At 47.8% G+C, this 25,320-nt stretch carries 18 protein-coding genes; 10 read left to right on the top strand and 8 right to left on the bottom strand.

The genetic code is table 11. The annotated features are described in order from the left end of the window. The first annotated feature begins 85 nt into the window (after window positions 1-85). The 4 genes from B5Z18_RS30305 (at window position 86) to B5Z18_RS30290 (ending at window position 4,075) form a co-directional block, all read left to right on the top strand. Entirely contained in the window at window positions 86-1,303 is a 1,218-nt protein-coding gene (locus B5Z18_RS30305) for a serine hydrolase (RefSeq protein ID WP_079473329.1), read from the top strand. Window positions 1,304-1,327: 24 nt separating this feature from the next. Further along, window positions 1,328-2,053, top strand: a complete 726-nt coding sequence (locus B5Z18_RS30300) for a DUF4397 domain-containing protein (RefSeq protein ID WP_079473328.1) — start codon at window positions 1,328-1,330, stop codon at window positions 2,051-2,053. A gap of 154 nt (window positions 2,054-2,207) precedes the next feature. Next, a complete protein-coding gene (locus tag B5Z18_RS30295; RefSeq protein WP_079473327.1) occupies window positions 2,208-3,401 on the top strand; it encodes a pyridoxal phosphate-dependent aminotransferase in 1,194 nt (397 codons plus the stop codon). 155 nt (window positions 3,402-3,556) lie between these two features. Next, window positions 3,557-4,075: a DUF7935 family protein gene (locus tag B5Z18_RS30290; RefSeq protein ID WP_133256220.1), complete on the top strand. Its 519-nt coding sequence runs from the start codon at window positions 3,557-3,559 to the stop codon at window positions 4,073-4,075. Here the strand turns inward: B5Z18_RS30290 and B5Z18_RS30285 are convergent, their stop codons facing one another. After that, window positions 4,076-5,059 carry a M23 family metallopeptidase gene (locus B5Z18_RS30285; protein WP_159454489.1) on the bottom strand — a complete coding sequence of 328 codons (984 nt, stop codon included), beginning with the start codon at window positions 5,057-5,059 and terminating at the stop codon, window positions 4,076-4,078. A gap of 22 nt (window positions 5,060-5,081) precedes the next feature. Here B5Z18_RS30285 and B5Z18_RS30280 point away from each other — a divergent pair, with 22 nt between their 5' ends. After that, window positions 5,082-6,629: an acyl-CoA mutase large subunit family protein gene (locus B5Z18_RS30280; protein ID WP_079473324.1), complete on the top strand. Its 1,548-nt coding sequence runs from the start codon at window positions 5,082-5,084 to the stop codon at window positions 6,627-6,629. 25 nt (window positions 6,630-6,654) lie between these two features. After that, window positions 6,655-7,548: a class I SAM-dependent methyltransferase gene (locus B5Z18_RS30275; protein ID WP_079473323.1), complete on the top strand. Its 894-nt coding sequence runs from the start codon at window positions 6,655-6,657 to the stop codon at window positions 7,546-7,548. Window positions 7,549-7,746: 198 nt separating this feature from the next. Here the strand turns inward: B5Z18_RS30275 and B5Z18_RS30270 are convergent, their stop codons facing one another. Beyond that, window positions 7,747-9,909: a S46 family peptidase gene (locus B5Z18_RS30270; RefSeq protein ID WP_143313752.1), complete on the bottom strand. Its 2,163-nt coding sequence runs from the start codon at window positions 9,907-9,909 to the stop codon at window positions 7,747-7,749. A 168-nt stretch (window positions 9,910-10,077) separates the two neighbouring features. Here B5Z18_RS30270 and B5Z18_RS30265 point away from each other — a divergent pair, with 168 nt between their 5' ends. Continuing rightward, a complete protein-coding gene (locus tag B5Z18_RS30265) occupies window positions 10,078-11,169 on the top strand; it encodes a sensor histidine kinase (protein WP_159454488.1) in 1,092 nt (363 codons plus the stop codon). 3 nt (window positions 11,170-11,172) lie between these two features. Next, a complete protein-coding gene (locus B5Z18_RS30260) occupies window positions 11,173-11,868 on the top strand; it encodes a LytR/AlgR family response regulator transcription factor (RefSeq protein ID WP_079473320.1) in 696 nt (231 codons plus the stop codon). Between the two features lie 30 nt (window positions 11,869-11,898). Here B5Z18_RS30260 and B5Z18_RS30255 read toward each other — a convergent pair whose 3' ends face one another. The 3 genes from B5Z18_RS30255 to B5Z18_RS30245 all read right to left on the bottom strand — a co-directional run bounded on the left by B5Z18_RS30255 (window position 11,899) and on the right by B5Z18_RS30245 (window position 14,147). Then, entirely contained in the window at window positions 11,899-12,390 is a 492-nt protein-coding gene (locus B5Z18_RS30255) for a hypothetical protein (protein WP_079473319.1), read from the bottom strand. 1 nt (window position 12,391) lies between these two features. After that, a complete protein-coding gene (locus B5Z18_RS30250) occupies window positions 12,392-13,108 on the bottom strand; it encodes a dioxygenase family protein (protein WP_079473318.1) in 717 nt (238 codons plus the stop codon). 214 nt (window positions 13,109-13,322) lie between these two features. Continuing rightward, window positions 13,323-14,147, bottom strand: a complete 825-nt coding sequence (locus B5Z18_RS30245; protein WP_079473317.1) for a M57 family metalloprotease — start codon at window positions 14,145-14,147, stop codon at window positions 13,323-13,325. Window positions 14,148-14,768: 621 nt separating this feature from the next. On the opposite strand from B5Z18_RS30245, the gene B5Z18_RS30240 reads away from it, so the two are divergent. Beyond that, the gene (locus tag B5Z18_RS30240) at window positions 14,769-17,546 is read left to right on the top strand and encodes a S8 family serine peptidase (protein ID WP_159454487.1); all 2,778 of its coding nucleotides are present in this window, start codon (window positions 14,769-14,771) and stop codon (window positions 17,544-17,546) included. 482 nt (window positions 17,547-18,028) lie between these two features. Continuing rightward, entirely contained in the window at window positions 18,029-20,242 is a 2,214-nt protein-coding gene (locus B5Z18_RS30235; RefSeq protein WP_079473315.1) for a DUF6055 domain-containing protein, read from the top strand. Between the two features lie 71 nt (window positions 20,243-20,313). Here the strand turns inward: B5Z18_RS30235 and lpdA are convergent, their stop codons facing one another. From lpdA to B5Z18_RS30220, 3 genes are all read right to left on the bottom strand, one after another. Next, entirely contained in the window at window positions 20,314-21,720 is a 1,407-nt protein-coding gene (gene lpdA / locus B5Z18_RS30230) for a dihydrolipoyl dehydrogenase (RefSeq protein WP_079473314.1), read from the bottom strand. A 157-nt stretch (window positions 21,721-21,877) separates the two neighbouring features. Next, on the bottom strand, window positions 21,878-22,537 hold the full coding sequence (locus tag B5Z18_RS30225; RefSeq protein WP_079473313.1) for an outer membrane lipoprotein periplasmic chaperone LolA1: 660 nt from the start codon (window positions 22,535-22,537) through the stop codon (window positions 21,878-21,880). A gap of 132 nt (window positions 22,538-22,669) precedes the next feature. Then, entirely contained in the window at window positions 22,670-25,303 is a 2,634-nt protein-coding gene (locus tag B5Z18_RS30220) for a DNA translocase FtsK (protein WP_079473312.1), read from the bottom strand. Window positions 25,304-25,320: the final 17 nt, after the last annotated feature.

Raw genomic sequence — 25,320 nt, 5'->3', positions numbered from 1 at the left:
ACACTTTTTTTAAATCTGCAGCTCCCGGATTCTGGTCTTTTTAAATATATTCCTTTGCTTTACAATCCATAACAACGACAAATATATGCAAACCCAACATTATCCGGCAACAGATAATTTTCTGGAAGCTTTGCTGAAAAGTCAAAAAAGCCGGTTAGGCGCCGTATTCAGCGATCCTTCCTCTTACCGTTTACAGGTGATTTTTACCCGCATAGACCGGGATGAACAGCAGCAGCCGCACTTCTCGGACCATTACTATGGTGTATCACCGGAAACCTACTTCTACCCTGCCTCCACGGTAAAACTGCCGGCAGTGGCCCTGGCACTGGAAAAGCTGAACGATCTGCAGATCCCCGGCCTCGACTGCAACACGCCTTTCTTTACGGCGCCGCTCCCGGATGTCAATACCGGCGTGCGCCACGACCATTCCGCCGCTTCCGGCCTCCCGTCTGTAGCCCATTATATAAAAAAAATATTCCTTATCAGCGATAACGATGCCTATAACCGCCTCTACGAGTTTATAGGGCAGGAGCCTTTTAACCGCCGGCTATGGGAAATGGGATATACCCAGGCCCAGATCCGCCACCGGGTGGGGCTTCCCCTGTATGAAGAAGCCAACAGGCACACCAATGCCGTCAGCTTCCGGGAAGGGAACAGGATCCTCTACCAGCAACCCGCGGGCTACAGCCGCCTGGAGTTTTCCCCGCGTGAAGACTTTGCCGGGAAAGCCTGGTATAATCACCTCGACCACCTCGAGCACCAGCCCATGAACTTCTCCCACCGCAATAAACTGCCCCTTTCCAGCTTACATGATATCATGCGCAGCATAATTTTTCCAGGGGCTGTAACAAATCGTCAACGTTTCCGTTTAACAGGGAACGATTACCTTTTTTTGTACAGATGTATGTCCCAGCACCCGGAAGAATCAACAGATCCGGTTTATGACCCGGAACAATACTATCAGGCATATACCAGGTTTTTGCTTTTTGGAGGTGACCGGAATAGCCGGATACCGGAACACATCAGGATTTTCAACAAACCAGGATGGGCATACGGATTTCTGACCGATACAGCATATATTGTAGATTTTGCCAGTAAAACAGAGTTCCTGCTGTCTGCCAGTGTTTTTGTAAATACTACTGGTGTATTGGGAGATGATCAACCGGCTTTTGAAAAAACAGGCAAACCTTTTCTCAAAGCACTGGGCGAAGTAATTTATGAATCGGAGGTACAACGTAAAAAGCGCATTTTACCTGACCTGGCCCGTTTTGAACCAAATGATAAAAAAACAACCGATCAATAACACAATTTAAAAACTGAGAGCAAAATGCTAACCAAGAAAAATCGCGTATGGGCAGTTGTGGCCCTGTTAACAGGAATCATCGGACTATCTTCCTGCCTGAAGAACGATAATAATTACACACCACCAAGACCACAGGCACAGATTTCAATACTGGGCAGTTCCACCAGCATGATTCCAGGTATTTTCTATGATAACGATCAGAAAGTAACTGAAACTGAATTCAACTTCAATTTCTACGCCCGGTACGCTGTTTACGGTGGCCTGCACAAATTTGATCTGAAGAAGAAAGGAGGCGACAGCCTGATGACCACCACTACTTACAATTTCGACTCTACACAATACTATACTTACCTGATCTGGGATAAAGCCCCAATAAGATCTGCCATTATCAAAACAGATCAATCCAACTACAGCCGCGATAAAATCGGTATCCGTTTCTTCAACCTGAGCGCAAACGCAGGCCCGGTAGATGTATACATCGGTACTGAAAAAATCGACAGCAACCGCGTATACTTTAACGGCGATGTATCTTCTGCCAGCGCTTTCAAACTGTTCAACAGCTTCAGCGTAAACAATGCGATCAGCATCAAGGAAGCTGGCACCAACACTGTACTTGCCACTGCAAGCAGTACTGACCTCCGTGTTGGTAGTTTCAACGCAGGTAACTTCTATACCATTTACATCGTGGGTGTTAAAGGAAGTACCGGTACCGACAAACTGGTTACCAACGCTATCTTCAGTTTATACTGACAATAATACACTTCTGTAAAAAGAAGCAACATAAAACGCAGAACGGGCCGGTTATCCGGCCCGTTCTGCGTTTGTACAGCAGCCTGGAACGATCTTTCCATGTATTATCTGGTTTTTTTCTGTACGTTTGTTCCGGTCAATTCAATGTAATGATATGAATCAACTAGCAGACAGGCTGTCACGGATTTCCGAGCCGCAAACAATTAAAATGGCTAAACTCGGCCGCGAGTTGAAAGCCCAGGGTATAGATATTGTAGACCTCAGCATCGGAGAACCGGACTTTGACACCCCGGCACATATCCGCGAAGCCGCCAAAAAAGCGATCGATGAAGGATTTACACACTATACACCCGTGGCTGGCTATGCAGACGTAAGACAGGCAGTAGTACACAAATTAAAGAGAGATAACGGTCTTGACTATACGCCGGAGCAGATAGTAGTGTCCACAGGCGCCAAGCAATGCCTGGCCAATGCAGTGCTCAGTATCGTAAACCCCGGCGATGAAGTGATCATCCCCACTCCTTACTGGGTTACGTATTCCGAACAGGTGAGCCTCTGCCAGGGGGAAGTGGTATTTGTTCCCTGCAGTATCGAAAACAATTATAAAATTACACCGGAGCAACTGGAAGCAGCCATCACACCAAAAACAAAGCTGTTCATGTTCTCCTCTCCCTGCAATCCCACCGGCTCCGTATATTCCAAAAAAGAACTGGAAGGACTCGCCGCCGTATTTGCCAAACACCCGGAGATCTTCATCATCTCCGATGAAATATATGAGTACATCAATTACGAAGGCAAACATGAAAGCATCGCGCAGTTTGGTGATCTGATCAACCGCACCATCATCATCAATGGCCTGAGTAAAGGTTTTGCCATGACCGGCTGGCGTTTGGGCTACCTCGCCGCACCACTGGACATTGCCAAAGCCTGTGATAAAATCCAGAGCCAGTTCACTTCTGCTACCTGCTCTATCACCCAGCGCGCCGCCATCACCGCCCTCACCGGCGAACTGACCACCGCAGTGGAAATGGTCGCTGAATTCAAAAAACGCCGCGCCTATATTCATGAAGCCCTGAAAACCATTCCCGGTTTAAAGGTAAATGACCCGGAAGGCGCATTCTATATGTTTCCCGATGTCAGCGCATTCTTCAACAAATCATTTGAAGATTCGTACATCAAAAACGCAGACGACCTTTGCATGTATCTCCTGCACAAGGCACACGTGTCAACCGTTACAGGCAGCGCTTTCCAGCAACCCAACTGTATCCGCCTGTCATACGCTACCAGCATGGACAAACTGGAGAAAGGGGTAGAAAGAATGAAAACCTGGCTGGGGAAACTCGCTTAACAAACGATCATCTTTGTGATTAATACGATTACCGGCGGATGTTATAAAGTTCACATCTCCCGGTAATCCTTTTTATTTTAAACCGGTATCCTACAATATATAAATATCTTTATATATATTTGTGCACATAAAGTAATAAGATGGGCAGCCTTGACATGAATACACTACTATACATAGCACTTGCCATTGGGGCAGTTGCTATTGTATATCCTACGATAAAAGATCTTTTTAAGAAAAATAAAACGGCGGATACCGCAACAGACAGCAAAGAACAGCCGGTAAATGCAGCCGTGCTTCCTTTACAGCTGCAGGCATATGAAAGAATGGCGCTTTATGTAGACCGGATCACGCCGCAAAGCCTGATTGGACGTATCTATCAGCCAGGCTTAACTGCGGTGGACATGCAGATTGCGATGGTACAGCAAATCAAAGCAGAATACGAACATAACGTTACCCAACAGATCTATGTATCGGCCATGACCTGGGAAGCAGTGAAAACACTAAAAGAACAAACGATCTCTGTTATTAACCAGGTAGCCGTGCAACTCCCACCGGACGCCTCCGCAATGGAACTGAACAAACAGATACTGGAAGTATTTTTACAGGCCGGCGAATCTCCCGCCGAACTCACTTCCCAGATCATTAATGCGGAAGCCAAAAGACTGATGCGGTAATCACTTCGCATTGATCACTTCATTCAGCAGGTAACTTTTTCCATTAAATAAGATATACAACGGCTTTCCCTGATACCAGGGAACGCCGGCCTTTTTGGTATGTACCTGGATATGCAGGTGAGGTTCAGTGCTAAAGCCCGAATTACCCACACAGCCGAGCGGATCTCCCTGTTTTACATACTGCCCTTCCCTTACCACTACGCTTCCCATTTTCAGATGCGCCATAAACACATAGTACCCGGGCGTTTCCAGTACTACCTGGTTGGTATTTTTGGGGCCGCGGTTCATGGCAGGCGGTATATTATCCGGGTTGTTGCTGTACGCCCTCGTCACAAGGCCGTCGCATGGCGCATATACCGTATCGCCATAAATCACATAATCTTCCAGCTTACGGGAAAATATTTTCCCCGCCCGCCCGCCATAGCTGTTCAGTTTCACGATATCCATCGCGTAAATAGCCCCCCGCAAACTAAAGTGGAAAACATTGGTAGGCAACCCCTTGCCACCCTGCAGTACAAAGTATTTGCCCGGCTTAAAGGGAAATGCCAGCGCTACCCGCTGCGGTTTCCCGGTAGTACCCGTAAAGTACAGCACAGACATGACGATGAAAATAAAGGTAAAAATGCCATTGCTGACCCGTTTCCACCGCGGCGTGGGTTTAGCCGCATGATCGTGCTTACGCGCTGCATAAGCGGCCATGTTCAGCAATAAGAGTCCGCCAAAAACGTACTTGGAATAAATAGACAGGTATACCCAGGTGCCATACAAATACAGGAACCAACCCAGCGAAAGCCCCAGCAGCAAATAGCTGTAAGTAGCGGCCAGCGGGCGGCTTCCTGCTTTCCAGACAAGATATAAACTATATAACGCCAGTGCGATCGTTATGCATAATAAACAGTAGATGATCATAGTATCCTGCCAAACTTTCACACAAAATATCAATATTTTTCTCAGCGGCGAAGTACCATAATAATTATGTAACATTGCAACGCTAGTTTTAGATACTATGGAAAAAACCATTCAAACCGATTCAGGCATTGTAATAGCACCGGTATACACACAACCGGTGCCTATGGACGAACAGCCCGGCGCCTTTCCTTACACCCGTGGCATACACGCCACCATGTACCGCGATAAACTGTGGACCATGCGGCAATACGCGGGTTTCAGCACGGCAGAAGAATCGAATAAAAGGTATCACTATCTGCTGGGCCAGGGCGTTATGGGACTGAGCGTAGCCTTCGACCTGCCTACACAAATTGGTTATGATTCAGACCACCCGATGTCGGAAGGAGAAGTGGGAAAAGTAGGCGTAGCCATCGATTCCCTGGAAGATATGGAAATACTGTTCAAAGATATTTCACTGGAACAGATCTCCACCTCTATGACGATCAACGCCACAGGCTTCATCCTGCTGGCCTTTTATATAGCGCTCGCCAAACGGCAGGGCGCCGACCTGAAAAAGATTTCAGGCACCATACAGAACGATATCCTGAAAGAATATGCTGCCAGGGGCACCTTCATTTATCCGCCGAAGCCTTCCATGCGGCTCATCACGGATATTTTTGCCTATTGCAGCAAAGAAGTACCCAAGTGGAATACCATCTCTATTTCCGGTTATCACATCCGGGAAGCCGGCGCTAATGCTGTGCAGGAACTGGCTTTCACGCTGGCTAACGGGAAAGCCTATCTGAAAGCAGCACTGGACACCGGGCTGGATATCAATGTATTTGCCAAGCGGTTGTCTTTCTTCTTCAATGCACACAATCACCTCTTTGAAGAAGTAGCCAAATTCCGCGCCGCACGCCGCATGTGGGCGCATATCACCCAATCGCTGGGCGCTACCGATCCCAAAGCACAGATGCTGCGGTTCCATACGCAAACAGGCGGCAGCACTCTCACCGCACAGCAACCACAAAATAATATTGTACGTGTAGCCATTCAAACACTGGCGGCTACAATGGGCGGTACGCAATCACTGCACACCAACGGCTACGATGAAGCGTTATCATTACCCACAGAAGCGGCGGCACGCATCGCCCTCCGCACCCAACAGATTGTTGGCTACGAAAGCGGCGTGGCAGATACCGTAGATCCGCTGGCCGGCTCTTTTTACGTGGAAGCGCTCACCAACGAAGTGGAAGAAAAAGCCTGGGAACTGATTCATAAAATTGATGCGATGGGTGGCGCTGTAAGCGCCATAGAACAGGGTTTCATCCAGGATGAAATAGCAAAGAGCGCATACAGATACCAGCAGGAAATTGAAAATAATGAGAAAATAATCATCGGTGTCAATAAATTTACAGCGTCAGACCAGGTAACGCCGGAAGTATTCCGTATCGACGACAGCATCCGTACGTTACAGTCGGAACGCCTGAAATCCTTACGGGAACGCCGCGACAACGCAGCCGTACAAAACGCGCTGGCACAAATCCGGCAGGCAGCCGGCACCGATGAAAACCTGATGCCCCTTGTAGTAGCAGCAGTGGAGCATTTATGTACCCTGGGCGAAATAGCAGATGTACTGAGGGAAGTATGGGGAGAGTATAAATAATTACATAAGCGTATTCAATAGTCCAATGAGTTTAATCTATTACAACAACTGCCCGCTTTGTGGTTCGTCGCAAATACATGAAGCGCTTACTGCCAAAGACTACACCGTATCCAAAGAAGCATTCAACATCTTCCATTGCGGAGGCTGTGGCGGCCGATTTACACAAAATGTGCCCGATAGTGCACACATAGGCCGCTACTACCAGTCGCAGGAATATATTTCCCACTCTGAAACAAAGCAGGGACTCATTAACCGCTTGTATCACAGTGTCAGGAAAATTACGCTGCGCTCCAAACAAAACTGGGTACGCAATGCCTGCGGTAAAAAAACAGGCGCCCTGCTGGATATCGGCAGCGGCACCGGCGCATTCCTGCATTATATGCAAACCGGCGGCTGGACTGTTACCGGCCTGGAACCCGATGAAAATGCACGCCGCAACGCCAAAGAAATTTATAATGTTGATGCACTGCCCATTGAACAGCTGTACGCTTTACCTGCGCAGCAATTTGATGCAATCACCATGTGGCACGTACTGGAGCATGTACACGACCTGCACCGCTACCTGGATCACATCCGCACCTTGCTGAAACCCGGCGGTTCTTTACTGATCGCCGTTCCCAACTACACCTCTTCCGACGCCGACTACTATAAAGAATACTGGGCCGCTTATGATGTGCCCCGGCATCTTTATCATTTTTCGCCCGGCTCAATGGAAAAACTATTAACACAGCATCATATCACGCTGGCAAAAAAACACCCGATGGTGTTCGATGGCTTCTATGTAAGCCTGCTCAGCGAAAAATATAAAACCGGTAAAAGCCGCCTGCTGCAGGGATTTTTCCACGGCTTCCGCTCTTATCGCAAAGGATTGAAAAACGTGGACCGGTGCAGCTCTATTGTATACGAATGCAAGATTTAGCGCGGAGGTTGTCTTTTTCAGGATTAAACTGATTATACTGATTTCAGGATTTTACTTTTTGGATTTTATAAATGATTTTAAAGGATTTGGGGAGATATAAGCGGTATTCGCTTATATCTCCCCAAATCCTTTAAAATCAAAAGTGATCAAATCCCTAAATCAGTATAATCAGTTTAATCCTGAAAAAGACAACATCCGCTACAATAATTTCATCTCGTCGATCAGTCGCGTACAGCCTGCATATTTATCCACAATAAACAGCACATAGCGGATATCCACCATGATGTTACGGCAAATGGAAGGATCGAAATTAATATCGCTCATGGTGCCTTCCCAGGTACGGTCAAAGTTCAACCCGATCAGGTGGCCGTAAGCATCCAGCGCAGGGCTGCCGGAGTTACCGCCGGTAGTATGATTAGAGGCAATGAAACAAACGGGCATCTTACCATTGACGCCATAGCGGCCGTAGTCTTTCTTCTTATATAATTCTATCAGTCGTGCCGGTACATCAAATTCATAATCGCCCGGAACATATTTTTCCATGACGCCATCCAGGTAGGTGTAGAAATCATAGTGAATAGCATCCCGTGGATTGTAGCCATCTACTTTTCCGTAGGTAACACGCAGCGTGCTGTTGGCATCCGGGTAGAAACTTTTTTTATTGCCCATTACATCCATCTGTGCCTGCATGTAAGTGCGTTGCAGGTTATTGATGTTGGATTGCAGATCGGCCAGCGGACGACTCACATTATCCACGTAACCTTTGCGCATGGCCATTACCAGCCGGGTGGCCGGATCTTTCCACATTTGCGCCACCACGGTATTATAAGGTTGCTGTACAAAAGCGGTTAGTTTATCCATAGATGTTAATCCGGATACTGCATATAATTTGTCGGTCAATACGCGGCTGTCTTTGTTGTTTTCCTGCCAGATCTGTGTAAACTCTGCCCCTGCAAATTGTGCCGGAACGCCTTTGGCATACAGTGCAATCAGGCTTACTGCCACATCATGATCAACCTTCGCGTTATAGTTCTGGTAAAATCCCTGCATAGATGCAAGGAACTGCTGCCGCATGGTTTCATATTGCGCTTCTCCCCTTTCATGCACGTCGTTGAGGAAGGTAATGAGGCGGTCGCCCACGGTAAACAACTCCACATTTTTTACGAGTTCACTGTAATAATCGCGGGCCTGTGCATAAGGCTGCACCTGCTGGTAGTAGCCGTTGAGCGAATCCAGTACGCCGTTGTACTTTTGCTTCCATACGGGGTTGGCTTCCATCTGCTGACGGTAAGCAGCTTCATACTGCAGTTTTTTACCTACGCCGTTGGTTTGTTTTACGCCCTGCATCTCTCCCATCCACTTCTTCCAGTAGTTGGCAGTGCCGGCAAATTTAGCCGCATACTGAATTTTTATCTGCGGGTCTTTCCGCATGTAGCCATCCATAATTTTGAGGGCGGCATCGCGCATTTCCACTTTGGCGGCATCCAGTACGTCTACCGTTTGCTTTACCCCTTCGGAGGGCAGGTATTCGGTAGTGCGGCCGGGAAAACCCATCACCATTGTGAAATCGTTTTGTTTCACCCCTTTCAGTGAAATGGTGAGTGCGTATTTAGGCTTTAAAGGCACGTTATCCTTCGAGTAAGGCGCCGGGCGGCCATCCTTACCCGCGTAGATGCGAAACATCGAGAAATCGCCTGTATGACGCGGCCAAACCCAGTTATCCGTATCTGAACCGAACTTCCCGATGGAAGAAGGCGGCGCGCCTACCAGGCGTACATCCCGGTAGGTTTCCGTTACAAACAGGAAATACTGGTTGCCTTCATAAAAAGGCTTTATCATGGTTTCCTGCCAGCTTTCCCTGCGGGCATTCTGGCGTATTTCGTTCAAACGTTTGTCGATAGCCGACTGCCGCTCCCTTTCGCTCATACCGGGCGTCACATCCTGCAGGGCGGCTTTGGTTACATCATCAATGCGTACAATGAAGGTGGCGAATAAACCGGGGTTAGGCAATTCTTCTACCGCAGACTTTGCCCAAAATCCATTTTCCAGGAAATTATTCTGCAGGGAAGAATGCTTCTGGATAGCATCATAACCGCAGTGGTGATTGGTGAGCAGCAATCCCTGCTCAGAAATCACTTCCGCCGTACAGAAACCGCCAAAGCTTACGATGGCATCTTTCAGGCTACCTTTGTTAATATTGTAAATATCCGCGGCAGTGATTTTCATGCCCATTCCTTTCATCTCTTTCTCATTAAGACCGGAAAGCAGCTGTGGCAGCCACATTCCCTCTGTGGCATAAGTGTGCTTGGTAAGTACCAGGAGTACCAATAACAGCACCGGTTTCACGATTCGTTGCAACATATCTGATATTCTTTTTATAAAAGAGGCAATTTACTATAATTCGGGGAGCAGCGAAAAGATAACCCCATGTTTCCGATCATTCATCGACATAAACCAGCGATTTACAGAGAAGGCAGTTATTATCCGGCGGGAAATTCAGAATTTCAATCTTATATCTATCTGTCGCAAATGTTCCGGTTAAAATCTTCGGTAGTAATAGCACACATTACGGGGTGGCTGATATGCCTGAGTTTACCCCTGCTGTTTGTCAGCGGGCAAACGGGCGACCGCAAAGCGCTCTCCATCCTGTTCTCAACAGATTACCTGGTATTCCTGGTAACGTACGTAGCACTGTTCTATTTTCACACCACTTTCCTGTTTCCCCGGCTGTACTTCCGGAAGCAGTATGTTCTTTACTTCCTGTCTGTTTTACTGTTGCTGATCATGGTAAATTATATGCAGCCCTATGATCACCTGTTTTCCAGGCTGCCACATCCACCCGGGGAGATGCCGTGGCATCAGCCAATGCCGCCGGGAACGGAACAGGGCCCGCGGCCGGAAGGTATGCGGCCACCCGGCAAACCTCCCAGGCAAATCGATATTGTGAGCGACTTCCTTTTCCTGCTCACCATTGCACTGAGTATCGCCATAGAAACCACGCACCGCTGGCGGCAAACCGAAAAAAGAGCACTGTACGCAGAAACCCGCAAAACCCAGGCAGAACTATCTTTCCTGAAAGCCCAGATCAATCCGCACTTCCTGTTTAATACCCTTAACAATATTTACTCCCTCGCTATCACGCGCAGCGATAACACCGCCATGAGCATCATGAAGCTGTCGAATATGCTGCGTTATGTTACCGAGGATACGAGAGATGATTATGTGTTGCTGGAAAGTGAAATCGACTGCCTGCGGGACTATATAGATCTGCAGAAACTCCGGCTCACCACTAAAACAAAAGTCAATTTCGCGGTTACCGGCAGTCCGGGTATTAAGTGCATCGCCCCGCTGGTGCTGCTCCCGTTCCTTGAAAATGCGTTTAAGTATGGCGTCAGTAATCATGAACCGTCGGAAATTACCATCCTGCTGCAAACGTCCGAAAACAGGATCCATTTCTATTGCAGTAACAAATTATTCAGGGTAACGCAGGATACAAGCCGCACCGGTATTGGCATTGCCAACACGCGGCAACGGCTGGAACATCTGTACCCCGATAAATATGAACTGCAGATCAGTGAAGATAACGGCGCCTATTCTATTTCTTTACAATTACAGGTATAAGTTATGGAGATTAAATTTATTGTGATAGATGACGAACCGCCCGCCTTACAGGTGATCAAAACCTATGCACAGGAATTTCCCTGGCTGAAGTTGCAGCATACTTTTACAGATGCTGTTTCTGCGGCGGAATACCTGCGGCATAGCCAGGCAGATCTTATTTTTCTCGATATCCATATGCCGGACATCAACGGGCTGGATCTGGCCAGGGGACTCACTAACCGGCCGATGATCATTTTTACCACGGCGTATAAACAATATGCATTCGATGGGTTTGAATTGGAAGCCATTGATTACCTGTTGAAACCCATTCCGTTTCAGCGTTTTGAAAAAGCAGTGCAGAAAGCACAACTGCATCAGCAGCAGCAACTGCTGCCGACTGCCACCGAAAGCCTGCTGGTACATTCTTCCTATCACATGGTGAAAATACCCTTACACGAAATTATTTATATAGAAAGCCTGGAGGATTACATCCGGATACACCTCACCAAACAGGCGCCGGTGCTTACGTTGATGACACTGAAAAAGATGCAGGAAAAACTGCCGGCAGCCCGCTTCCGGAGGATCCACCGCAGTTATATTGTGTCTGTAGATAAAGTGAGGTCGGTGATTAACCGGAAAGTGAAGCTCAGCTCATCAGCGGAATTGCCGGTGAGCGATAGTTACAGCGATTTTATCCGCGACTGGAAAGGTAACAGCTGATCATTTTATTTTTTCGGGAGATGTAAATATTCAGGATTCCTCACTGAAATTACAGATCGATACATCATCGTTCAGTTTCAAAGTGAACGTATCTGTGGTATCATTGAACCCCAGCAAAAGATACTCCCCTATTACTTTATGCAGCAGCAAAGGTGCAGTATAATACAGCACGGCTACTTTATGCAGTTGCCGGTCGTGAATCCCTGAACTCATTATTTTGAACTGGTGCCGTTCAAACGACAGCTGGATATTACCCAACGTATCCCAGGTGCCGGGGATCAGGTTAGCGAGGGATTGAATATACAATCCCACCGCAAAACCTGTTTTATAATGCAGGGAGTTGGCTTTGGGCTGGTGTTCCACCATTTCGGCAAAAGTGGAAAATGCTTCGTCCGGGTTATATGCCTGTGATTGCAGCAGGAATTCCGCATAAGAATCGCGGAATACATTTTTGGCAAATGTGCCGGTGGAAGATGCGTCTATCACCTGCCGCACTGCCAGTTTTATCATCGTTCCGCCCATATCAACCCGCGATATAAATATTGTGAACAAGATCATAGCCACTGGTTGCGCTGGCGGTTACCGTAGCCAGTTCGGCTGATAATGAATCGCTGAAAACCATATCTGCGCTGTTTTTGGCCACACTGGTATTTTGTCCGTGGGCGCTATACAACGCCGTGTTATATACAGCCGTATTAATATCGTCGGGAAAAGCAATCTGCGTGGTTGTTTTCAGTTTATCGTTCACGTATACCTGTGCATGAATATGCGTTACCCTGCCTTCATACCAGCCGGGATAAATGGACGTGAATTTAACCTGTCCGGCTGTATCTGAATACTGCAGTCCCCTGCAGAAAACCAGGGCGGTGTTATCTTGCGTACCGAGGTATCCCCGGTTGCTGTAGCCGGAATAGTAGCCATCCTTATCACAATGCCAGATATCCACCCTGGCGTTGGCAAGCGGTTTACAACTGTTGTTGGTGTTGAGAATGTTGATGGTGATGTGTAAGGGTGTACCTGTTTTGCCGTCGGTGATATCTACCCGCTGGATAGAAGAGCCCCTGCTGTTGTACAATGGATAAGGGCCATCTGTTTCTTCCGGAGAAACGGTGCAGGCGCCGTTGCTGCTATCTGTTTCAGGATCAGCAGCGTCACTTTTTTTACAGGCTTCAATCAGCACCGGCACGGCGGTTGCGCTGATAAACAGTTGCTTCAGGAATTGTTTACGGGAGTGTTCCATCTCATCATTTTTGATCTGTTATAAAGGTTTTGATTAAATAACAGATTTACAAAAAGGATAGATGAACCGGCAGGATGTACCGGAGAATAGCATTTCCGGAGTGGAATAATTTGCTACAGGAAATTTAATTCAGCAAAGAATAAGGAGGAAATCCTTTTCCCGCATCAAAAAATCCCGGCCCCGGAAATGCTTGACAGATCAGCTCATGCAGCGATTAGTGATACAGATAGTTAAGCGCAATAACGTCATTGGCGTTAAATGTACGGTTGCCGCCGTTGGAGCAGGCCAGCATCCAGGAGTTGGCATCCGGTGCAGAAGGCGTGCCCGGAATATACACCGCACCTACGTTGCTCGCGCCTTCGTTGGTGGCAGTACCGCCGCAGCTGTAGGAACGATCCATGTAATCGGTATGACGCATACCAATGCAGTGACCAATTTCATGCTGAATTACAGAACCCACATACAGTACGTTCGGATTAGATCCGTAAGCGTATTGGTTGGTGTTCATTTTGATAGTACCATACGGATCGCCGCCGCTGGTGGGGAATCCGGAAGAACCGAGCGTGATATAACCACCGCTTGGTCCCTGGTTAAATCCTCTGATGGTAATTTCAGCCGCGCCGCTGGTAACACGCTGAAAAGTCATGCGCAGGCCAAGTCTGTTGTAGCGTGCAATAGCGGTATCTGTGCCTGCGATGAAGGCAGTACCTAAACTGGTTACCTTAATTCTGATAACGCGGGGTAATGCCGTTACCAGGTAATTAGTGCGGTACTGTTCTGTTTTAGCCACTCTTAAAACAGGACTCGTAACGGTTTCTTTCAGCTGTGCAGCTGTAAGGAGGATGTCACCTTCCACGAGGTAGCCATCTTCGGTTTTCACCACGTTCTCTGTGCTAAAGCCATTTGCTTTGATCTGGGCTAACACTTCTGCTGACACGGGGTCGGGCTGCGCTTCTTTTTGTGCGCCGTTCTTCTGACAGGACGCAAAGAGGAAAGCCGCTGCCATGCAGCAGAGCACAGGAATTGATTGTGTTCTCATAGTTCAGATTTTTGGTTTTGTTTAGAAAAAAAAGTGTTCAGATTTTTGGTTTAGATTTAAAAAAAGATATCCCTGCCGCCTGTTTCTTCAAACAGGCAACTGTTAACAACACTAAATGCCCGCACTGATCTGTGGCTGAATAAGACGTGAAATAAAACAACGATCCGCACTAAAAGTACAGCGGTGTTTTTCTTCTTATTGCCGCAAACGCGATCGCCTAGCTTTGATTATCTTCCTGAAAACTGCAGTTATTACTGTGCTCTCGTTTTCGGGTACATACAATAGCTAATATGCCCTGTTATGGCATAGCATCGGATTTTAATGGGTTGGTGATGATTCAGTAGTACCGGCTATTTCCGGCGACAAAGATTTGCTCTATAAATTTAATAATTGTGTAACAAGTCCCAGATCGTTGCTCAGATTTTGTTGAATTTTATATTACGGATTTCCTCTTTCAATATTACAACATTCGTTTAATTTAAAAAAAATATTTTGTTTTAAGATAGATAAAAAATTGTGTCGAAAACCTAAATACAGTAGCTTTAGGTGGCAACACTAAACCAAAATCACTTACCCGTTGCCAACGCCCCCATGCGGATAATATCCTCTAAAATATGGCCCTTGCTGTTTTTGCAGCTCTTTTTATATTACTATACTGCTGCTCAGCAGCCACACTATCCGGATAGCCTGGTGCAACGGTATGCCACAGATACTTTTTCATTACAGCGGAAAAGCGGACCATTCCTGGTGAAGTTTGCAAAGCTGCCGGATGAATCAAAGCTGCAGCAATGGGGACTTGTACAGCCTCTCTCCCGCTACCATTACATTTTACAACACGCACCGGAAGATAGTATGCTCATATATTGTTACAGCGCCGGCTATAATTTTAAAGCAAGTATTCCGCTGCTGCAACAACTGGAAAAAATACCCGCACAGGATAGTATCACCATGCAGGTGTCGTGCAACACGGAAAAGAAGTCATTGATGTATGCCAGGGTGCAGTCGTACTCCACGCAATACCACGTAGCCATCGCAAAGGTTAAAAAGCAGGACTGGCCCCTGTTTATCAGTCAGCCCGCCATACAGTTTGCGGATCTCATCCGGCGGCCGGCTCCGGAAATTATTATCAATACCGGCAACCTGGCGGTGAACCGGATCACTTTTGCACAACAACAGTTTCCACTTATTACAGGAAAACGTGTAGCCGTTTCCGTTAAAGAGGATTTATTTGATACAACAGACATCGACTTACAAGGGCGGTATATCTCTTCTTCCTATAATTCTACGCTCAATACTGCCCATGCTTTGATAATGGCTACGCTGATTGGCGGCGCCGGCAACAGCGGCGCAGGCGGTAAAGGCGTAGCGCCTGAAGTGAAGCTGAGTTCCGCCGATTATAACAGCAGCTTATTCCCCGACGAAGACGCATATTATCAGCAATCCGGCATCACGGTGCAAAACCATTCCTATGGTACCGGCATCGAAAATTATTATGGTGCGGAAGCAGTAGCCTATGATCAGCAGATCTATGCAACAGATACGCTGGTGCATGTATATTCTTCCGGTAACGTTGGTACATCGCCGGCGGCCGGCGGGCGTTACCAGGGCATTGTGGGATATGCCAATTTATCCGGCAATTTCAAACAGGCTAAAAATATTATTGTCAGCGGCGGTACAGATGGCGCCACACAAGTCATGGCGCTCAGCTCCAAAGGGCCGGCTTACGATGGCCGTATCCTGCCACATGTAACTGCCTACGGCGAAGATGGCACCTCCGGCGCCGCAGCGCTTACCAGCGGCGTAGTGGCATTGCTCCAGGACACCTGGCGCATGCTGCATAACACGTCCGCTTCCGCTGCCCTCATCAAAGCCGTTGTCATTAACAGCGCCTTCCGGTCCACAGGCATACGCCCTTCTTTTGGCGGCGGATATGGCAACCTGCATGCTTATGGCGCCATTAAAACCATACAGGACAACCGCCTCTTGCAGGGAAATGCAGGCAACCACACAGTTACCTCCTTCGATATCGCCATTCCGGAGGGCATACAGGAGGTGAAAGTAACCCTGTGCTGGAATGATCCGCCGGCAACGGTTAATGCCGTTAAAGCGCTTATAAACGACCTTGATGTAACAGCCACCACCGCTGATGGTAAAACATGGCTGCCCTGGACATTAAGCACTTATCCATTAATTGATTCACTATTGCTACCCGCAAAACGCGGCAGGGATAGTATCAACAATACAGAACAGATCAGTATTGAACACCCGGTGGCGGGCACTATGCGGCTCCGGGTAACCGGTGCGCAGGTAGCCGCCGGTACACAACCTTTTTACCTGGCCTATGAACTGGTGCCCGCAAAAAGTTTCCAGTGGCAAAATCCCGCAGCCGGCGCTACTGCAGCCGCAGGCCAGGCGTTGCCGCTGCAATGGCAAACTACGTATAGTGGTAACAGTGAGCTTTCCTATAGCAGCGACAGTGGCCATACCTGGCAACCTATTGCGCAGAACACCCCGGTGGAAAACGCGTTGTATAACTGGGTTACACCAAACATTTTCCGGCCGGTAATGCTCAAACTAACGTTAACGGATACCTCGTTTATCAGTGATCCTTTTTATGTTTCGCCGGTGCTCACCATGCGGGCAGGATTCAACTGCACTGATACAACATTGCTGTACTGGAACAGGCAGGCGGGCGCCACAGCGTACCAGTTGTACACCATGAGTAATACAGCGCTGATTCCGTATAGCCAGGTACGTGATACTTTTATTTTTATCCCCAAAGCAACGGCGGCATCGTTGTACTTTGCGGTAAGCCCTGTTGCCGCCGGCGGGTGGACGGGCATCCGCAGCTATGCGATTGACTATACGCAACAGGGCGTAGGTTGCTATGTACAAAACCTGCTGGCTGATCCTACCACTGATAATAAAGTGGCGTTGTCGCTCACACTCGGCAGCACCTGGCAACTGCAAACGGTTTACTGGGAGCGGCTGACACGCGAAGGCTGGATAACGCTGCAGCAGCAGCCCGTAGGCGACGCCATGAATTTTAATTACCTCGACAACAGCGCGCCGGAAGGATTACTGCGTTACCGGGTAAAGCTACTCACCGTCAACGGGCAATATATTTACGCCGATCCGGTTACAGTTACTATTATTGCCGGCAATCACATCTTACTTTTCCCCAACCCGGTAAGCAGCCAGTTCACTGTTTTAGATGGTACGCCGCGCAGCCGCAAACTCGTAATCACTGATATGAGCGGGCGGATCGTATTGCAGCGGAACCTCGAAGATATCCAGGAAACAGTGGAGGTGCAGCGTTTGGCAAACGGTATTTATAACTGCAGTATTTATGCAGATAATAAACGGATTTACTCTACACAGTTTGTGAAACAGTATTAGTCGTTGCGCAATGCGGGGCTACAATTATAGCTCCATTTGCGATTTGATGAGATTAGTTGTTGCGCTGCACAGGGTTATCACCGTAGTTTCATTTATGGTTTCAATGAGGTAAGTTGTTACACTGCCCCGGATTACTACATAGCTGCCTTATAAACTCACAATAAATACATATCCTCCCGATAGGGTAAAATTCATCAATAACCGGTTAAGATCTTAGCTGAAATAATCCATATATCTTTTTAACTTTAAATGTCAGTAAGACAATTAAAATATTAATATGCAGATGTAGTTATTCCACTGTAGAAAACCTTATAAGAAACATCAGCCCATCAACCGGCAAAAAACGAATCAACAGCCCTGTAGTCAACAAACACCGGCCCCTGTGAAACAGTATCCCTCTTTGCTGTAGTAAATTTCTGTGCGCGTACTTCAACCAAAAATTTTCTGAATCATACCCTTTCATTAATTCAAATCCATTATTTATGAAGAAAGCTCTATTCGTTTTTGTATCCCTGTTTATCACCACGCTGGTATCCGCACAAAAAACAGTGTATATACCACCTGAATTCAGCACAGATCCCTATCTCTCTACCTGGTCGTACAGCCGCAGTTACCAGTCGGCCAACTTCGTGGTATTCTGGGGTTCCGTAGTAGGTACCAATCCTGCTACCTACAGCGATCCCAACCTGGCCTTTAATCCGCAGGCAGTATGCGATACCCTGGAAAAGATCTATATAAAGTTTATCACCGACATTGGTTTCTGCTCGGATGCTGCCACAAAAAACCTGGGCAAATACAAACTCATTATTGTAATGAACGACACCTGGGGCACGGGAGGCCCCAGCGGATGGGCATTCGGAGGCACCTATGGCAACACCATCGGCGCCATGTGGGTACATCCCAACGCTACAAGAGACGGCGGCGTAACCAGTCATGAGCTCACGCACAGTTTGCAGGGCATGATTGCCATCCAGGAAAACGCCAATTGCGGATTCAATGATTATGAGCCCGCCGGGTTCTTCTGGGAAACACATGCCAACTTCATGCGCACACAAATGTATCCCCGTTTCGCCAGCGATGACCTTCCCCGGTGGATGGCCACCAGTATGTTTCATTTCAGCTCCACCCGTCATCACTACGATGCTTTTAAAATGCTGTGGTACATGCAGCAAACAGATGGGATTACAATGGTGAACAGGCTTTGGAAAGAATCTATCCGCACCAGCAGCACAGCCGGCGAGCATCCGCTCATGACTTACCGGCGACTGAAAAGCTGGACACAATCGCAGCTCAACAACTTCATGTACGATTATGTAAAAAGAGAAGTAGCCTGCGATTATACCGTTAACAACTTCGGGGCTATCTATAAAGCGGAACGCGACAGGTTGAAAGTGCAGGAGCCGCATTACATCTGGCGGTTGTATACCAATCTCCAACAGATCAGCGCCACCACCGGCCGGTATAAAATAGATAATGCCAGCGCACCGCAGGATTATGGCTACAACATCATCCCGTTGTATACCACGTGCAGCGCCCGGAATGTAACGGTTAAATTTAAAGGCCATACAGAAGTTAACACCACCGCCGGCTGGAGATACGGCTTCGTAGCCACGCTGGCCAACGGCAACATTTCCCGCTATGGCGCCACCGCTACAGCCAATGAAGGCGAAATCAGTTTCACGATGAACAGCAATGAAACGCAGCTTTACCTGGTAGTAATGGGCGCACCTACCACGCATACCACTTATGTATGGGAACCCGGCTGGCCAAAAATTAAACGGTACCCTTATGAACTTCGTATAGCCAACGCCGTACCTGAAGGTTACCAGAGCACCTACCGGGCCGCCTATAAAACTAACGGGCACACCCATACGAATGGAGGCGGCTGGGTAGCCAACAGCGCTACCGTGGCATCCACTGCCTATGTAGGCCCCAAAGCCATTGTACTGGGCAATTCCGTGATTACCGGCACCGCGCAGATCACCGGTAACGCCTGGGTGGAAAATGCAACGGTTGGGAACACCGTCACCATCAGCGGCAACGCCAGCGTTTACGGCGGCTCCTATACCGGCAGTGCGGTGATTACAGAAAACGCAGTATTAACCAATTGTACCGTATCCGGCAGTGCTAATGTAAAGGGAGATGCATTGGAATGGGGCGTTACTTTTGGCAACGGCGTGGTGGTAGGTGGAGACGCAGAAATAGGCAGTTGCGCTACCAACGGTACTTATCTGCAGGTGCCACATCCAAATAATGGTCGTGCTGATTGCGACGGCCAGCCGGCGGGGCATACTTCCAATATTGATGTGAACAGCAGTTGGTCGCAGTTCACCGATGCACAGATGGCATGGAGCAGCACGCCTACCTGCAGCGGCACTATTACGCCTGCGGCTGTGGATACCGCTGCATTGGCCACTACGGTACTGAAAACAGGAACCGGCGATGCAGATATCCGCATTTACCCAAACCCGGTGAACAACCAGTTTACCATTACCTTACAGGGATTCCGCAGCAATACCAATGTACAGGTGGTGATCTATAATAACCAGGGAGCCCCGGTGCATCTCCGGGATCTGCAAAAAACCAGGACTGCCACGCTGAGAGCGAAGGACTGGAGCACGTCTCCCGGGGTTTACTACCTGAGAGCGAGTGGCAGTAATCAAACCGCTACGCGGAAGCTGGTGATCACAGAATGATGTATCTATAAAACAAAACAGCTGCTCCGGTAAACCGGAACAGCTGTTATTATACTTACAATAAGATAAGACTACAGGTGAATTGCTTCGCCATAAGCTACTTCTATGGCATCTTTCACAGATTCGCTCATAGTTGGATGCGGGTGGATGGAATCCAGCACTTCCTGGTAAGTAGTTTCCAGTTTACGCGCTACTACTGTTTCTGCGATGATTTCAGTCACATTGGCGCCGATCATATGTGTGCCTAACCATTCGCCGTATTTGGCATCGAAGATCACTTTTACGAAACCTTCAGTTGCACCGGCTGCGGAAGCTTTACCGGAAGCAGAGAATGGGAATTTACCCACTTTCACTTCGTAACCGGCTTCTTTGGCGGCCTTTTCAGTATAACCTACAGAAGCAATTTCAGGCGCGCAATAAGTACAACCCGGGATGTTCATGTAGTCGATTGGTTCTGGTTTGTGCGCATATTTCTTTTCGTTGTATGCGATAGCTTCCACGCAGATGATACCTTCTTTAGAAGCAACGTGTGCGAGTGCCTGACCTGGAACCATATCACCGATAGCGTAAACGCCGGGGATATTTGTCTGATAATATTTATCTACCAGTACACGGCCCTTGTCGGTTTTGATACCCATTCCTTCCAGACCGATGTTTTCGATATTAGCAGCGATACCTACCGCGCTCAGTACCACATCTGCTTCCAGGGTGATTTCGCCGGTTTGGGTTTTCACTTTTGCTTTCACACCGTTACCACTTGCTTCAACAGCTTCTACAGAAGCGTTGGTCATGATTTCGATGCCTTTCTTTTTGTAGATTTTTTCCAGTTCTTTGGAGATGTCTTCATCTTCCACTGGTACGATGCGCGGGAGGAACTCAACGATGGTTACTTTAGTACCCAGGGTTGCGTAGAAATAGGCAAATTCAACGCCGATAGCACCGGAACCCACAACAATCATGGATTTAGGCTGCTGAGGGAGTGTCATTGCTTCACGGTAGCCGATTACATTTTTACCATCAATCTTCAGGTTTGGCAGTTCACGTGCACGTGCGCCGGTAGCCAGAATGATATGTTTTGCGTCGTGTACAGTGGCTTTACCGTCTTTATCGGTTACTTCCACCTGGCCTTTGGATTTTACCTTTCCATTGCCCATTAACACGTCGATCTTATTTTTCTTCATGAGGAACTGAACGCCCCTGCTCATTTTATCAGCAACACCGCGACTACGCTTGATCACCGCATCAAAGTCCACTTTTGCATCACCGATCGTGATACCATAGTCTTTTGAGTGCTGTGTATATTCAAAAACCTGTGCAGTTTTTAACAAAGCCTTCGTTGGAATACAGCCCCAGTTTAAACAGATACCACCCAGACTCTCTCTTTCCACTACTGCAGTTTTAAATCCCAGCTGAGAAGCACGGATAGCAGCCACATATCCGCCGGGCCCACTACCAATTACGATTACGTCGTATGCCATATTGTTTAATTTTTAAATTGAACTTGCCAAAGGTAAATAAATAAGCAGAAAGCACAAAGCCTCTTGCAAAAAGCCACCGGAGCGGAGATTACGGGATGTTTTGCAACATTTACCGCTGTAATCTGCGCTCCGGTGGCTTTTATACTAAAATCTTATACTATCGGAGATCTACTACTTCCACGCCAGGATATTTTTTGGCGTCGAAGGTAAAGGTAGCATCGCTCAGGTTGGTATTAGGTGTAAAATTGGTGATTTCGTAAGTATAATGGTTACCATTCTTCTCAAACACCTTCATCTTTGCAATACTCTGGTTCTTCTTATCTACCGAAACAATCACCTTAAAAATAGTCTTCGATTTATCTGTAGGTGTCAGTTCCACGTTCTGGTATACTTTACCTTTTTCCTGGGTTTCTGCTTCCAGTTTGTACAAATAATCTTTATCGTAGAAGTTGGTGAACAGTTTGGCCGGTGTCATGGCGCCGCTGCTCTGATCCACGTTATTGATAGTTACTTCATTCACATCTTTGGCGTACGTCCAGGAAGTTTTGTTATCACTGATAATTTCCTGTCCGGGCAGCGTTACTTTATATTTAGCTCCCTTCAGGTAAACAGTACCTTTTTTGGAATCGGATACGCTGTTATTAGCGCCTTCTACTTTCAATATAAAATTAGCGACTACAGTTTTTAATGATTTGAATTTATTACTAACACCATCCAGAACGGTTTTTGCCTTTGGGTCTGACGCGCCCTTAGATTGTGCCATGCCGCTGAAAATGATACCACTCAACAACATTCCGGTTAATACAAATTTCTTCATCGTAGTTTTTTTTAGTTTGTGCTACCCAACAAAGACAAATGCCATGCCGGTATAGCCGTGTAGGTTTTTACAGGGTGCAAAATTCATTATATTTCCTGAGAAAGGGTAATAAATTCCAACCGCTTTAACATATTATAACAAATTATTAAGGATTTCATTCAGCTCGCTTTCTGTTTTCACCAGCACATCCCTGGCTTTGCTTCCCATATTGGGGCCTACGATATTGGCAGCCTCCAGCTGATCCATGAGGCGCCCGGCGCGGTTGTATCCCAGCTTCATCCTGCGTTGCAGGAGGGAGGTGGATCCCTGCTGGGTGGTAACAATCACCTGTGCAGCCTCTTCAAACAGCGGGTCCCGGTCGGCGATGCTGAGTTCGCGGCCATCCGGATCCTTATCGTCTACATATTCCGGTAGCAGGAAAGCATCGGGGTAACCCTTCTGGTTACCAATGAATTCGGCCACATTTTCCACTTCCGGCGTATCCACAAAGGCGCACTGCAGGCGTACCAGTTCCCCGTTGAAGGAAACCAGCATATCCCCCTGTCCTATCAGCTGCTCGGCGCCGCCGATATCCAGGATGGTACGGGAATCTATTTTGGAAGACACCTTAAAGGCCACGCGGGCCGGGAAGTTTGCCTTGATGGTACCGGTAATAATGTTTACAGAAGGGCGCTGCGTGGCAATGATCAGGTGGATACCCACTGCACGGGCCAGCTGGGCCAAACGGGCAATCGGCATTTCCACTTCCTTACCGGCTGTCATGATCAGATCCGCAAACTCATCTACCACCAGCACGATGAACGGCAGGTAGCGGTGGCCTTTCAGCGGATTGAGACGACGCTGGGTGAATTTACCATTGTACTCACGGATGTTACGGGTACCGGCCTCTTTGAGCAGGTCGTACCGCAGGTCCATCTCAATACACAGGGCATTGAGCGTGTGGATCACCTTTTTGGTATCGGTAATGATCGCATCATCTTCACCGGGTAATTTGGCCAGGAAGTGTTTCTCAATGAGCTTGTACAACGACAGCTCCACTTTTTTGGGATCTACCAATACAAACTTCAGCTGGGAAGGATGTTTTTTGTACAGCAATGATACCAGCAAAGTGTTGATACCAACGGATTTACCCTGACCGGTAGCACCTGCCATCAGCAGGTGGGGCATCTTGGCCAGATCGGCAATAAAGTTTTCGTTGTCGATCTTTTTACCAATGGCAATGGGCAGATCCATTGTGCTGGTCTGGAATTTCTCCGAGGCCAGCATATTTTTGAGAGATACGATGGTTTTCTTTACGTTGGGCACTTCAATACCAATGGTACCCTTGCCCGGAATAGGCGCAATGATACGGATACCGAGAGCCGACAGGCTCAGCGCAATGTCATCTTCCAGGTTTTTAATACGGGAGATACGAACGCCGGCAGCCGGCACAATTTCGTACAGGGTGACCGTTGGTCCTACTGTGGCACTGATCTTCTGGATCGAAATATCATAGTTCTTGAGTGTGTCAATGATCTGGTTCTTATTCTTTTCCAGTTCGGCAGTGTCCTGCACAATCACTTTATCAGCGTTGTGATTTTCCAGCAGATCCAGGGTCGGGAACTTATAATCTCTCAGATCCAGCGACGGATCGTAAGGATCCACGGGTTCCACCGGCCGGGTGGGCGCTATTTCTTCCACTTCGTCTTCCTCGTCCTGGTAAGTGGGTTTTATTTCGAAGGCCACTTCTACCGGCTCCCCTTTCTTTTTGCTGACAGGGGCAAGCGGTTGTTCGGGCATTTCTTCTATATACAATAATGGTCCCGGGTCTTCTTCTTCCTCCTCTTCTTCTTCCTCAACAGGCGGCTCGTTTTCGTAAGCCGGTTCGGGAGGTAAATAAGCTGCGTGGGCAGAAGGGATCACGGTGATGTCTTCTCTTTCTACCAGCTGCATCGGTGGCAGGTCTTCCTCGTCTTCTTCCGGTTCTGCATGTGGCGGAATTACCATTACGCCGCCTTCTTCGCGGAGACCATTTTTACGTGCGTCTTCTTTTGCAGTGGCAGCGGGTGTTGCCGCTGTTGTTTGCATCACTGGAGCTACCGGAGCTGCAGCGGGTACCGGTTTTGGCAGTTTTATCTTTTTCTCCGGCCATTTGAAGTCGAAGTTAAATTTCCAGATGAGCCAGGAGAAGCCCACTACCAGTAGCAGCAGGGCGGTTCCTGTTTTACCTACAAAGCCGGTGGTCCATTTATTCAGGGCATCGCCCAGGGCGCCGCCCCAGGGGAAATCGCCGCCGCCAATGGCGAAGGCCATTGTCATGCTGATAAAGAGCACACCAAACAGGATATATTTTATACTGCGCCAGATACGGAATACCCGGCGGCCAACGATGAAATTTACACCGATGATAAAAAAGAAGTAGCAGAACAAATAGGCTGCGATACCTACGCCATAAAAGAAGAAGTTATGCGATACGTAAGCACCCAGGCGGCCGAGCAGGTTATCTACTTTTACATCTCCAAAAAATAATTCCCTGGTAGAATAATGGAAAATTTTATCCTGGTCATCTTCCCAGGTAAAAAGATAGGAAGTGAAAGCAATAAAGCAATAAACAGACAGCAAAAGAAAGAACACGCCCAGTACTTTGTGGGTGCGCTCATCTTTTACCAGCTCTTTTACCTTCACCTCAGGCTCCTTGTCTTTCTTCAATACATCCGGGTTCGGTGCGGGGCTTTTCGGTGGTTTCTTGCTTTCCGGTTTTTCGGTTTTCAGTTTATTCTTGGACATATTATAATTTCAGATTT

This window comes from Chitinophaga ginsengisegetis (assembly GCF_900168065.1).
In the GTDB taxonomy this organism is placed as follows: domain Bacteria; phylum Bacteroidota; class Bacteroidia; order Chitinophagales; family Chitinophagaceae; genus Chitinophaga; species Chitinophaga ginsengisegetis.
This window is presented reverse-complemented; position numbering and strand designations above follow the sequence as displayed.

Coding starts and splice junctions, on each gene's coding strand:
- B5Z18_RS30305 (WP_079473329.1), top strand. CDS start 86: ATGCAAACCCAACATTATCCGGCAACAGATAATTTTCTGGAAGCTTTG.
- B5Z18_RS30300 (WP_079473328.1), top strand. CDS start 1,328: ATGCTAACCAAGAAAAATCGCGTATGGGCAGTTGTGGCCCTGTTAACA.
- B5Z18_RS30295 (WP_079473327.1), top strand. CDS start 2,208: ATGAATCAACTAGCAGACAGGCTGTCACGGATTTCCGAGCCGCAAACA.
- B5Z18_RS30290 (WP_133256220.1), top strand. CDS start 3,557: ATGAATACACTACTATACATAGCACTTGCCATTGGGGCAGTTGCTATT.
- B5Z18_RS30285 (WP_159454489.1), bottom strand. CDS start 5,059: ATGTTACATAATTATTATGGTACTTCGCCGCTGAGAAAAATATTGATA.
- B5Z18_RS30280 (WP_079473324.1), top strand. CDS start 5,082: ATGGAAAAAACCATTCAAACCGATTCAGGCATTGTAATAGCACCGGTA.
- B5Z18_RS30275 (WP_079473323.1), top strand. CDS start 6,655: ATGAGTTTAATCTATTACAACAACTGCCCGCTTTGTGGTTCGTCGCAA.
- B5Z18_RS30270 (WP_143313752.1), bottom strand. CDS start 9,909: ATGTTGCAACGAATCGTGAAACCGGTGCTGTTATTGGTACTCCTGGTA.
- B5Z18_RS30265 (WP_159454488.1), top strand. CDS start 10,078: ATGTTCCGGTTAAAATCTTCGGTAGTAATAGCACACATTACGGGGTGG.
- B5Z18_RS30260 (WP_079473320.1), top strand. CDS start 11,173: ATGGAGATTAAATTTATTGTGATAGATGACGAACCGCCCGCCTTACAG.
- B5Z18_RS30255 (WP_079473319.1), bottom strand. CDS start 12,390: ATGGGCGGAACGATGATAAAACTGGCAGTGCGGCAGGTGATAGACGCA.
- B5Z18_RS30250 (WP_079473318.1), bottom strand. CDS start 13,108: ATGGAACACTCCCGTAAACAATTCCTGAAGCAACTGTTTATCAGCGCA.
- B5Z18_RS30245 (WP_079473317.1), bottom strand. CDS start 14,147: ATGAGAACACAATCAATTCCTGTGCTCTGCTGCATGGCAGCGGCTTTC.
- B5Z18_RS30235 (WP_079473315.1), top strand. CDS start 18,029: ATGAAGAAAGCTCTATTCGTTTTTGTATCCCTGTTTATCACCACGCTG.
- lpdA (WP_079473314.1), bottom strand. CDS start 21,720: ATGGCATACGACGTAATCGTAATTGGTAGTGGGCCCGGCGGATATGTG.
- B5Z18_RS30225 (WP_079473313.1), bottom strand. CDS start 22,537: ATGAAGAAATTTGTATTAACCGGAATGTTGTTGAGTGGTATCATTTTC.
- B5Z18_RS30220 (WP_079473312.1), bottom strand. CDS start 25,303: ATGTCCAAGAATAAACTGAAAACCGAAAAACCGGAAAGCAAGAAACCA.